This is a genomic window from Lactococcus sp. S-13 (genome assembly GCF_004210295.1).
GTDB lineage: Bacteria > Bacillota > Bacilli > Lactobacillales > Streptococcaceae > Lactococcus.
In genome coordinates this window covers 1,188,965-1,201,001 of the sequence record NZ_SDAK01000001.1, presented here as the reverse complement: position 1 = coordinate 1,201,001, position 12,037 = coordinate 1,188,965, and the positions used below count along the sequence as shown (strand labels likewise).

The 12,037-nt window shown below is 39.9% G+C and carries 11 protein-coding genes; 10 read left to right on the top strand and 1 reads right to left on the bottom strand.

All coding sequences use genetic code 11. The annotated features are described in order from the left end of the window. Window positions 1-281: 281 nt before the first annotated feature. The 8 genes from EQJ87_RS05920 (at window position 282) to yjeM (ending at window position 8,662) form a co-directional block, all read left to right on the top strand. Window positions 282-1,619 carry a hemolysin family protein gene (locus EQJ87_RS05920; protein ID WP_130123758.1) on the top strand — a complete coding sequence of 446 codons (1,338 nt, stop codon included), beginning with the start codon at window positions 282-284 and terminating at the stop codon, window positions 1,617-1,619. 118 nt (window positions 1,620-1,737) lie between these two features. Further along, a complete protein-coding gene (gene pflA / locus EQJ87_RS05915) occupies window positions 1,738-2,529 on the top strand; it encodes a pyruvate formate-lyase-activating protein (RefSeq protein ID WP_130123757.1) in 792 nt (263 codons plus the stop codon). Window positions 2,530-2,669: 140 nt separating this feature from the next. Beyond that, window positions 2,670-2,990 carry a hypothetical protein gene (locus EQJ87_RS05910; protein ID WP_130123756.1) on the top strand — a complete coding sequence of 107 codons (321 nt, stop codon included), beginning with the start codon at window positions 2,670-2,672 and terminating at the stop codon, window positions 2,988-2,990. 189 nt (window positions 2,991-3,179) lie between these two features. Then, window positions 3,180-4,124, top strand: coding sequence for a manganese-dependent inorganic pyrophosphatase (locus tag EQJ87_RS05905; protein WP_130123755.1), 945 nt, complete (start codon window positions 3,180-3,182; stop codon window positions 4,122-4,124). Further along, window positions 4,124-4,897 (top strand): DUF1803 domain-containing protein, encoded by a 774-nt coding sequence (locus EQJ87_RS05900; protein ID WP_130123754.1) that lies wholly within the window; start codon window positions 4,124-4,126, stop codon window positions 4,895-4,897. The genes EQJ87_RS05905 and EQJ87_RS05900 overlap by 1 nt, the downstream gene beginning before the upstream one ends. Window position 4,898: 1 nt before the next feature. Further along, window positions 4,899-5,465 (top strand): histidine phosphatase family protein, encoded by a 567-nt coding sequence (locus tag EQJ87_RS05895; protein WP_130123753.1) that lies wholly within the window; start codon window positions 4,899-4,901, stop codon window positions 5,463-5,465. Further along, window positions 5,462-6,703 (top strand): peptidase T, encoded by a 1,242-nt coding sequence (gene pepT, locus EQJ87_RS05890; RefSeq protein ID WP_130123752.1) that lies wholly within the window; start codon window positions 5,462-5,464, stop codon window positions 6,701-6,703. The genes EQJ87_RS05895 and pepT overlap by 4 nt, the downstream gene beginning before the upstream one ends. A gap of 432 nt (window positions 6,704-7,135) precedes the next feature. Beyond that, the gene (gene yjeM / locus EQJ87_RS05885; RefSeq protein WP_130123751.1) at window positions 7,136-8,662 is read left to right on the top strand and encodes a glutamate/gamma-aminobutyrate family transporter YjeM; all 1,527 of its coding nucleotides are present in this window, start codon (window positions 7,136-7,138) and stop codon (window positions 8,660-8,662) included. Between the two features lie 145 nt (window positions 8,663-8,807). Here yjeM and recQ read toward each other — a convergent pair whose 3' ends face one another. Next, entirely contained in the window at window positions 8,808-10,580 is a 1,773-nt protein-coding gene (gene recQ, locus EQJ87_RS05880; protein WP_130123750.1) for a DNA helicase RecQ, read from the bottom strand. A 156-nt stretch (window positions 10,581-10,736) separates the two neighbouring features. On the opposite strand from recQ, the gene adhP reads away from it, so the two are divergent. Then, window positions 10,737-11,759 (top strand): alcohol dehydrogenase AdhP, encoded by a 1,023-nt coding sequence (gene adhP / locus EQJ87_RS05875; RefSeq protein ID WP_130123749.1) that lies wholly within the window; start codon window positions 10,737-10,739, stop codon window positions 11,757-11,759. 15 nt (window positions 11,760-11,774) lie between these two features. Further along, on the top strand, window positions 11,775-12,035 hold the full coding sequence (locus tag EQJ87_RS05870; RefSeq protein WP_130123748.1) for a hypothetical protein: 261 nt from the start codon (window positions 11,775-11,777) through the stop codon (window positions 12,033-12,035). Window positions 12,036-12,037 lie beyond the last annotated feature (2 nt).

Sequence of the window (12,037 nt, the reverse complement as noted above, 5' to 3'; positions counted from 1 at the left end):
CATTCCATGGGCGTTTTATGTCTTATTAACTGAGTTCGTCCTCCTTGAAAGAGGTGAAAATAGATAAATCTCTTCAAGCAACAAAGTTGCTTTGCGTGATATCCTAATTTTCAATCTTTCAGAACAGTCGGGCTCACATCTTTAACTGAGTTCGTCCTCCTTGAAAGAGGTGAGAATAGATAAATCTCTTCAAGCAACAAAGTTGCTTTGCGTGATTTCCTAATTTTCAATCTTTCAAAATAGTCGGTCTCACACCTTAATCTTAAATTCAAGGAGTAATAATGTCAAACCCTGATCCCGAGAGTGTATCGATACTCTTGCAGATTCTCTTACTTATCTTTCTGACGGCTTTAAATGCCTTTTTCTCTGCCAGTGAAATGGCAATGGTCAGTCTTAGCCGAACAAAGGTTGAGCAAAAAGCAAGTGAAGGTGATAAAAAATACATCAATCTTGTCAAAATATTGAATCAACCAAGCAATTTCCTTTCAACGATTCAAATCGGAATTACTCTGATTAACATCTTGGCTGGGGCCAGTCTGGCAGATGCCCTTTCTTCACGCTTAGCACCACTTTTGGGTGGGACGACTTTGGCTAAAACTTTGGCACAGGTGATTGTTTTGGCAATCTTGACCTATGTTTCATTGGTTTTTGGGGAATTGTATCCTAAACGAATCGCCCAAAATCTGAAGGAAAAAATGGCGCTACGTGTTGCACCACCTATTCAATTTTTAGGGAAGGTGATGAAGCCTTTTGTCTGGTTTTTGGCTAGCTCAACGAATTTATTGAGCCGTTTAACACCAATGAAATTTGATGATGCTGATGAAAGCATGACTCGAGATGAGATTGAGTATTTGCTTAATTCTAATGATGAAGCGCTGGATGATAGCGAACGTGAGATGATCACAGGTGTTTTCAGCTTGGATGAGTTGGTGGCAAGGGAGATTATGGTGCCACGGACGGATTCCTTCATGATTGATGTTAATGATGATTCACATGAAAGTATCACTGCAATTTTAAACGAAACCTATTCGCGTGTGCCTGTCTATGATGACGACAAAGATAATATTTTAGGAATTTTGCACGTTAAAAAATTGTTGAGATATGGTTTTGATCATGGTTTTGAAAATATTGATTTGCGCGAAATTTTGCAAGAGCCTTTGTTTGTACCAGAAACAATTTTTGTGGATGATTTGATGCGCCAAATGCGTAAAACCCAAAATCAAATGGCGGTTTTACTTAATGAATACGGGGGCGTTGAAGGACTTATCACTTTAGAAGATTTATTGGAAGAAATCGTTGGAGAAATTGACGATGAAACTGATATTGCTGAAGAAGAAGTTTTTAAAATCGGAGACAATCTGTATGTTGTTCAAGGAAAAATGACGCTTAATGATTTCAACGAAGAATTTGAGACGCATCTTGAAAGCAATGATGTAGACACAATTGCTGGTTATTTCTTGTCGGAAACTGGTCAAATTCCAGAAAAAGGTCAGCAAATTGTCTGCAAAGTAGATAATGAAGAGGATCATTTATCATTAACTAGCTTGGAAGTTTCTGGAAAACGAGTAGTTAAGCTTCGAGTAGAGTTTGATGTGAAGCCTGAAGAAATCGAAGAATAATTGAAATTGCTGACTTTTGTCAGCAATTTTTTGTCTTTAAAAATCTGGTAGATAAGTTGATAAAAGTCCATATTTGCGGTATTATAGAGGTGTAAATTGCTTTGAAATGGAGAATGGAATGTCTGAAAATATAGAAGAACTCAAGAAAGTTACGGGATTGGTTCATTCTACGGAATCTTTTGGTTCGGTAGATGGGCCTGGTGTACGTTTTATTATCTTTATGCAAGGATGTCGGATGCGTTGTAAATATTGCCATAATCCAGACACTTGGGCGATGAAATCAGACAAAGCTTCAGAACGAACAGTTGAGGATGTTTTGGACGAAGCAACACGTTTCCGTGGATTCTGGGGAGAAAAAGGGGGAATCACTGTTTCTGGAGGGGAAGCTCTGCTTCAGATTGACTTTGTGACGGCGCTTTTTAAAGTGGCTAAATCACTAGGCATTCACACCACACTGGATACGGCTGCTCAACCTTATCAAACGGATGATTATATCACTGAACGCATCGATGACTTACTTGATTATACGGATTTGGTCTTGTTAGACATTAAAGAAATCAATCCAGAGCGTCACAAAGAATTGACTGCTAATAAAAATGACAATATTCTTGCTTTTGCTCAATATCTTTCTGAGCGAGGGAATGCGATGTGGGTTCGCCACGTTTTAGTTCCAGGAGAGAGCGACTTCGATGAAGATTTGGTTCAACTGGGCGAATTTGTCAAAACGTTGAAAAATGTCTTGAAATTTGAAATCTTGCCTTACCACACGATGGGTGAATTTAAATGGCGTGAGTTGGGCTGGAAATATCCACTTGAGGGAGTTAAACCTCCAACAAAAGACCGAGTGCATAATGCTAAAGAAGTGATGGCAACCGAATCTTACCAAGATTATTTGACACGGATCAAATAAAAACTAGAAAATTTTGCTAGAACGCCGTTGAATTAAGGAATGAATCCAGGTTTACTGGGTTCATTTTTTTGTAGAAAAGGAATTGACAAGGAAAAGGAGAGGGTGTATAATGAACGTAACAAAAGAAAGAAGGCGGTTACATGAAAGCGACATTTGGAATAGAAGGAACGTGTAATGCTTGGAAAGTGACAAGAGCTGAAACACCAGAAGCTTGGGTTCAAGAGCTGCTTGATGAAGGCAAATTAGTCTGGAAAAAGGATGTGGTGGGGGTATTTATTGGCCCTACTGCAAGCATTGGCAAAGCAGGAGTGGTGACGCAGGTTATTCTTGGAAAAACAGGTGGTGGCTCGTTTGCTACGCCAGTCAAAGCTTATGTGGGTCAATGGTTAATTTTGAATGCAAATGGTGAGTTTCGTGGGATTAGCGAAAAAGAATTCAAAAAGGTTTATCATCTTGTTTGATGAAAAAAATCACAGCATCTTGTGACTTATTTGAGCTGAAAAATAAATATCAAAGAAAGCGTGCTAAATCATGCTTTTTTTGGTATAATTTAGAGGATATCATCCGATTTTATCGGAGAAAGCCCATGCTTAGCTTAGTCAAACTGAGCTGAAGTTCTGGGAAGTAAATTTTTTTAACGAGGTAGGAAAATGTCTGACAAAATTTTTGTTTTTGGTCATCAAAAACCAGATACTGATGCTATTGCATCATCATACGGTTTCTCATATTTGAGCAATCACCGTCCAAATGGCGCGCTTAATACGGAAGTTGTTGCTCTTGGAACACCAAATGAAGAAACACAATTTGTTTTGGATTACTTTGGTGTGGAAGCGCCCCGCGTGGTGACTTCTGCTAAAGAAGAGGGTGTGGATACGGTTATTTTGACTGACCACAATGAATTTCAACAATCAATTTCTGATATTGAAGATGTAACAATCTTTGGTGTTGTGGATCATCACCGTGTGGCTAATTTTAATACGGCTGCGCCTTTGTTTATGACAGTTGAACCTGTCGGTTCTGCATCATCAATTGTTTACCGCAAATTCCTTGAAGCTGGTGTTGAGCTTCCTAAAGAAGTGGCTGGACTTTTGCTTTCAGGTTTAATTTCAGATACTTTGCTTTTGAAATCACCAACTACTCACGTGACTGACCACAAAGTGGCTAAAGAATTGGCTGAAATTGCTGGTGTAAATCTGGAAGAATATGGCCTTGCCATGCTCAAAGCTGGGACAAACTTAGCTAATAAATCAGCTGAAGAATTGATTGATATCGATGCTAAAACATTCGAATTAAACGGTTCAAAAGTTCGTATTGCTCAAGTTAATACAGTAGATATTCCTGAAGTTTTGGAACGTTTGGTGGATCTTAAAGCAGCAATCAATGCGGCAATGCAAGCAAATGGTTATGATGACTTTGTGTTCATGATTACTGATATTGTTAACTCAAATTCAGAAATCGTGGAAGTGGGCTCACATGCGGATAAGGTTGAAGCGGCTTTCCATTTCAAACTTGAAGATGGTCATGCCTTCCTTGAAGGTGCTGTTTCACGTAAGAAACAAGTGGTTCCACAATTGACTGAAAGCTTTAACAACTAATGCTTGTTAAAATCTACAACGAAAATAGGCTGACACGTCAGCCCTTTTTCAAAGATTTGATTAACTATTTGGCTCAAAATGATGGGGTGATGTTGCGGCAAATTCACAGAGATTTTGCTGACGTAAAAAATATTGACCGTCAGATTGATGCTTTTATTGCTGCGGGGTTGGTTGAGCGTTCAGATAAGCGTTATTCGTTGGGGCTGGAGTGCTTTGGTGATGGAGATTTTGCTGACGTCCTGCAAAAAAATCCGTCAGTAAATTCTCTGAGCAAAAATAGCTTTACAGCGCCATTTTTTGTGGAAGCTGGGAGTAATTTAGCGCAAAAACTAGATGAATCTTGGGCCTTCCAGAGTTTGAAAAATGCAATAAATCAGGTGACTTTAAATTTTTCCAGTCGCTATGATTTATCAACGGACACGCTCTTTAATTATTTTCATAAAGTGGCTGAAAATCTGCCGTTGACGGCTTTGGAGCAGGAAGTTTACGAGCTTATTGGCGACGTTGATCCGGAGTATGCGCTCAAATATATGACTACTTTTTTGCTGAAATTCATGCGAAAAGAAGTGGTTAAAACGAAATCAGATATTTTCATTCAAGTGTTGGAAAAATATGCTTACATTGAAAAAATTTCTGAGCGAGAATACCGCTGCCTCTTGGATTTTTCTGAGCAAGTGATTCCAGAGAAAAAATTTACGGATGCGAAGCTATTCATTGCTGCACAAATCCAGCAAACTCAACCGCTCACGGCTTTTATCTCTCTAGGAGAATAAAATGAAAAATATCTATGTCATGCGTCATGGGCAAACCTTGTTCAATGTTCAAGGGCGCACACAGGGTTGGTGCGATTCACCATTGACTGAAAAAGGAATTGCGGACACGCAAAAAGCGGGGCAATTTTTGAGAAATTTCCCAGTTCAGTTTGATGCTTTTTATAGTTCGACGCAAGAAAGAGCGTGTGATACGCTGGAAATTATTTTTCCAAAGCAAGCTTATCAACGTTTGAAAGGCTTGAAAGAGCTAAATTTTGGTCAATTTGAAGGGCATCCGCAGTACCTTGAAGTGCGAGATAAGACGACATTTTTCAAGGATTTTGGGGGTGAAACGTTCGACGAGGTGGCTGATCGAATGCTTTCAACTTTTGGTGAAATTGCTCAGGAAACTGAGGCTCAAAATATCTTTTGCGTCAGTCATGGTGCAGCTTTATGGGCAACATTGATAAGCATTTTTGGTTACCGTCCAGAGGAATTGGCACCGATTCAGAATTTGGAAATGATACATTTTACATTTGATGAACAAACGAAAAAAATAGGATTTAAGGAGAAAATTTCAACATTATGAAATACGAAAAACTTTTACCACGCTTTTTAGAATATGTCAAAGTGAACACACGTTCAGATGAAAACAGTACGACAACACCTTCTACGCAGGATTTAGTCGCTTTTGCGCACAAAATGGGTGAAGAAATGAAGTCAATTGGTGTTCAAGATGTTCATTATTTGGAATCAAATGGTTACATTATCGGAACAATTCCTGCGAATACGGACAAAAAAGTCCGTAAAATTGGACTTTTGGCCCACTTAGACACTGCCGATTTCAATGCAGAAGGGGTTAATCCGCAGATTTTGGAAAATTATGACGGTGAATCAGTGATTCAGCTCGGTGAGACTGAATTTACACTTGATCCTAAAGATTTCCCAAATCTGAAAAATTATAAAGGCCAAACTTTGGTGCATACAGACGGCACAACTTTGCTTGGTTCTGATGATAAATCTGGCGTGGCTGAAATTATGACTTTGGCGGATTATTTGTTGAATATCAACCCTGATTTTGAACATGGTGAAATCCGTATTGGATTTGGCCCTGATGAAGAAATTGGTGTTGGTGCAGATAAGTTTGATGTGGCTGATTTTGATGTAGATTTTGCTTATACTGTGGATGGCGGGCCGCTTGGCGAGTTGCAATACGAAACTTTCTCAGCAGCGGGTGCAGTCATTGATTTCCAAGGGAAAAATGTCCATCCAGGAACGGCGAAAAATACAATGGTGAATGCTTTGCAGTTGGCGATTGATTTCCACAATGCTTTGCCTGACTTTGATCGTCCTGAAAAGACAGAAGGACGTGAAGGTTTCTTCCACCTTTTGAAACTTGATGGAACCCCAGAAGAAGCACGCAGCCAATACATTATTCGTGACCACGAAGAAGGCAAATTCAACGAGCGCAAAGCTTTGATTCAAGAAATTGCGGATAAAATGAACGCTGAACTCGGTCAAAATCGCGTCAAACCAGTCATCAAGGATCAATACTACAACATGGCACAAGTGATTGAAAAAGATATGTCTATCATTGACATCGCTAAAAAAGCCATGGAAAATCTGGATATTGTGCCAATCATTGAACCTATTCGCGGGGGAACTGACGGATCAAAAATCTCATTTATGGGACTTCCTACACCAAACCTCTTTGCGGGTGGTGAAAATATGCACGGCCGTTTTGAGTTTGTTTCCGTGCAAACAATGGAAAAAGCAGTGGACACCTTGCTTGAAATCATCCGTTTGAACAACGAGGTCGCAAAATAAACCAGAGAAATTACTGACGAAATGTTTTTAACCAATTCGTCAGTAAAAATTCTGAAAAAAACAGCTGACGAAAGAAAAATTACGTCTGACAGCTAGAAAAAATACTGACGAAAACGTCGGTCATCGAAAAATATAATCCGTCAGTAAATTTTCTGGCTCTATCTTACACAAGTCGCCCGACAGGAGTTTGTTCGCAAATTTCTGTTGGACGGCTTGCTTTGTTATCAATCTGAAAATATCAGACTAATGCCTATTTTTCATGAAAATTCAGCGCGTGTAATCTTTATCGTTTTTGAAAATGGAAATTTTCACTGACAACACTCATCTCTCAGAAAAAATACTGACGAAAAGTGCAAAAAATTTGCGTCAGCATTTTCTCTCAACCATCTACTAAACAGGTGCAAAAACGCACCAGACAAGAAAGGAAACCTTATGTCACAAAACATAAAAGGTAAACTCTCCCTCGTCGGTCTCTCTCTCATGATTTTCACGACCGTTTTTGGCTTCGGAAATATTCCCGTTGCCTTCTACCAAATGGGCTACGGCGCCATTCCTTGGTACATCATTGGCGCATTACTCTTTTTCCTGCCCTTTGCCTTCATGGTCACAGAAATGGGATCAGCCTTTAAAGACGAAAAAGGCGGAATTTACTCTTGGATGAGTGAAGCTGTCAACCCAACTTTTGCCTTCATTGGCACCTTCATGTGGTACGCCAGCTACGTCATCTGGATGGTTTCAGTTGCCAATAAAATTCTGATTCCAATCGTCAATCTGATTTTTGGAAATTCGGCCAATACACCTTCTCCCTTCTGGATTTCCCTCGCGGCAATCGTTTGGATGGGACTTATCACTTTCATGGTGTCCAAAGGTGTTGATACCATCAAAAAATTCACCTCAGTTGCTGGAGTTGCTGTCCTTTCGCTCAATATTATTTTGATTCTTGGCGCTATTATTGTGCTTATTGCCAATGGACACCCTGCAACACCAATCACGCTTTCTGCCTTTGCTTCTTCACCAAATCCAACCTTCAACGGTAGTGCTGTCGCCTTCATCGCCTTTCTAGTTTTTGCTATTTTTGCTTATGGTGGTGTAGAATCTATTGCAGGACTCGTTGACCAAACACACAAACCAGAGAAAAACTTCCCTCGAGGCATTATCACTTCAGCAATCGTCATCGCTGTTGGTTATTCTGTGGCCATTCTCAGTGTTGGTTTCTTTGTTGACTATTCACAATGGCTTCCAGCCATCAAAGCCGGCACCATGAACCTTGGGACAGTGCCTTATATGCTTTTGCAAAGTCTTGGTGAGTCAGTTGGTCACGCCTTAGGCCTTTCAACTGCTGGCGCTGATCTTCTCGGAGCAATTTTTGCCCGCTATATTGGCCTGTCAATGCTCCTTGCCTACATGGGTGCCTTTTTCAACCTGACTTATAGCCCGATTAAACAATTGATTACAGGAACACCACAAAAACTGTGGCCTGGAAAATTAGGAAAACTTGACGAAAATGGTCTGCCAAAATTTGCCATGTGGATTCAATGTGCTATTGTTGTATTGATTATTGTCTTGAATTTCTTGACTTCTCAAGGCGGAGCCAGCGAGTTTTTCCTTATCTTAACTTACATGGCCAATGTTTCGATGACCTTGCCTTATATTTTCATCGTCATCGCCTACTGGTTTTTCAAGAAAAATACTACAATCAACAAACCGATTGAATTTTTCAAATCACACGCAGTAGCGACATTTTTGACCCTCTTGGTTCTGATTGTTGTTATTGGCGCGAATTTCTTCACCATTATCCAACCGATTGTTGATTACGTAGGCTTGCCAGCCGCTGCTCAAACATCAGCAGCACTTAGCCAAACAATTACTTCAGTCGTCTCAATGGTTGGTGGGCCAATTATTTTCAGTATAATTGCCTACTTAATGATGCTTCGCTACAAAAAAATGACAAATAAATAAATAAAAAATACGCCTCTTGTTTAACGTCTGTCTCTAAATGTTTAGAGCAATCGCGACAACAAGTGGCGTATTTTTATTGAATTTTATTAAAAAAGCTAGGTGCATCGGACTTGATTTTTATAACTCCAATGAAGTGTTGATTGAGTTAAAGCGTATTTTCACGCAGTAGCGCCATGAAAACTTGCCCATATTTTTCCATTTTGACCGGTCCGACCCCAGAAATCTGTAAAAAATCAGTTTCTGTCGTGGGACAAACAAGACTCATTTCTTTCAGGGCGGCATCAGAAAAAATCAAAAAAGGTGGGACTTTCTCAGCTTTGGCGATTTCTAAGCGCAACTGTCGTAATTTTTCAAAGACCTGAGGATTGAACTGGTCAGAAGCAAGATTTCTCTTGTCAGCAATAAAAGTCGCCCGCCGCATCACTTTTTGCTTGCCTGTCAAGACTTTTTTGCCTTTGGCAGAAACGCGAAGCACCGGAAATTGACCATTAGAAACAGTCAAATAATTTTCAGCCGTCAAAAAATCAATCAATTCCCCCACATTTTTTTGAGAATACGTACTCATAATGCCAAAAGTTGACAGTTTTTCAAAATGCCAGCTTGCAAGTTTTTGATTTTTAGAACCAACAAGCACTTGGGCAACTGCTGTTTTACCAAAACGTTCTTGCATCCGAACCACGCAAGACAAGACTTTTTGCGTGTCAATCGTAATATCTGTAAGTTCACGTTCGTCTAAGCAATTACTACATTTTCCGCAGTCGGCTCCTTCATCACCAAAATATTGTAAAATATAGCGCTGTAAACACGTTTCAGAATTGGCATAGGCTGCCATTTGTCGTAATTTTTCATAATCATGAGCTTTGTGTAGCTCATCACTCTCGCTTTGCTCAATAAAGTACAACCGTAAGCGTAAATCATTAGGAGCAAAAAGTAAAATAGCATCAGAATCCAAGCCATCGCGCCCCGCTCTCCCGGCTTCTTGATAATAAGCTTCAATCGTGGCAGGAATATTGTAATGAATGACAAAGCGAACATTTGATTTATTGATGCCCATGCCAAAAGCATTCGTAGCAACCATAATTGGTTTTTCGTCATATAGAAAAGCTTCCTGGTTACTCTGGCGCTCATTTTCAGCCAAGCCAGCATGATAACGCGTGGCAGCAAATTTAGCCTTGCACAAAAAAGCTGTAATTTCTTCAACTTCCTTGCGCGTGCTGGCATAAATAATGCCAGATTCTTGCGGATGTTTTTGCAAATAGTCCTTTAGAAAAGTCCTTTTGTCCACCCCTTTAGCCACTTCAAACCGTAAATTTTCACGTAAAAATCCTGTTTTAATCGTTTGTTTAGCAGAAATAGCCAGCAAAGTTTGAATATCTTTGGCGACTTGCGGTGTGGCTGTTGCTGTTAAAGCCAGAAGCGTTGGCTTGTTTTTTAATTCAGCCAAATGATTCGTAAATTCGACATAAGAAGGTCGGAAATCATGCCCCCACTGGGAAATACAGTGAGCTTCATCAATAGCAACAAGTTTAAGTGGGAGTTGTTGTAAAAAATAGCGAAAACGATCTGACTCAAAACGCTCAGGTGCAACAAATAAAAGTTTAATTTTTCCCTTTTGAACTTCCTGCATTCGAAAATTTACTTCACTCTCATCAATCGTTGAATTGAGCATAGTGGCTGGAATGCCAGTAACATTGAGGCTATCAACTTGGTCTTTCATTAAACTAATCAAAGGAGAGACGACCAATGTAACACCATCGAGCAGGAGTGCCGGAAGTTGATAACAGATGGATTTCCCAGCACCAGTGGGCAAAATTCCAAGAGTGTCTTTGCCAGCTAACACCTGTTCAATGATTTGTTTTTGTCCATTTCGGAAATGTTCGTAACCGAAAATTTCCTTGAGTTTTGCTTCTAAGTCCATTCTTTTTATTATACGTTAAAAATATGAAAATGTAACGAATAATTGATAAAAAAGTTTGAGAAAAAATTCACACTTTATTTTAGCCACTTTCTAAAAAAAGTGCTATAATAAATTTATGAAAGCGGTTGTAAAAATCGTAAAAAAAGGAGAACACATATGAAAGCAGCAGTAGTACGCCAAAATCCAGATGGATATGCAGATGTCGTTGAGAAAGAACTTCGTCCAATCAAAGCCAATGAAGCTTTGCTTGACATGGAGTATTGTGGCGTTTGTCACACCGACTTGCACGTTGCAGCTGGTGACTATGGCAACAAAGCAGGCACAGTCCTTGGCCACGAAGGAATCGGGATTGTTAAAGAAATTGGTAGTGATGTTACATCACTCAAAGTTGGCGATCGTGTTTCTGTCGCTTGGTTCTTTGAAGGCTGCGGCCACTGCGAATACTGTGTTTCTGGTAATGAAACTTTCTGTCGCGAAGTTAAAAATGCAGGTTACTCTGTTGATGGCGGGATGGCTGAACAAGCGATTGTCACTGCTGACTATGCAGTCAAAGTACCAGAAGGACTTGACCCTGTCGAAGCTTCCTCTATCACTTGTGCTGGTGTAACGACTTACAAGGCCATCAAAGTTTCAGGTGTGAAACCTGGTGACTGGCAAGTTATCTTTGGTGCTGGTGGACTTGGTAACTTGGCGTTGCAATATGCTAAGAATGTCTTCAACGCAAAAGTTATCGTGGTTGATATCAACCAACCAAAACTGGACTTGGCTAAAAAACAAGGGGCTGACGTGGTCATCAATTCTTCTGAAGTTGACCCAGTTGAAGCAATTAAGAAAGTTACTGGTGGACTTGGTGCTCAATCTTCAATCGTGACTGCCGTTGCTCGTGTAGCCTTTGAACAAGCCGTAGCTTGCCTGAAGCCAATGGGTAAAATGGTGGCTGTTGCCCTGCCTAACTCAGATATGTCCTTGTCTATTCCGACAACTGTCTTTGACGGTGTAGAAGTAGCTGGTTCACTGGTTGGTACTCGTCTTGACCTTGAAGAAGCGTTCCGCTTTGGTGCTGAAGGAAAAGTTAAACCAGTCGTTGCCACACGTAAACTCGAAGAAATCAATGATATCATTGACGAAATGAAAGCAGGTAAAATCGAAGGTCGTATGGTCATTGATTTTACAAAATAAAAAGAAGGCATTAAAATGAATTCTGATCAATTAACAAACTATTCAACTGATGAGTTTAACAACCTTTCGCAATTTCAACAAGAAGAAATTACGAACAATTTTAAACAAGCGATTTTGTATAAAATGAAAGAAAAATCGCTCAATGTTGATGAAGTCAGCGAAGAAGCAGGCTATTCTTCACGCCAACTCTCATCGCTTCTGTACTCGGATACAGTAGACTATGAAACACACGCAGAACTTCAACGTATTTTGGCGGTAGTGAACCATTTTGCATAAGT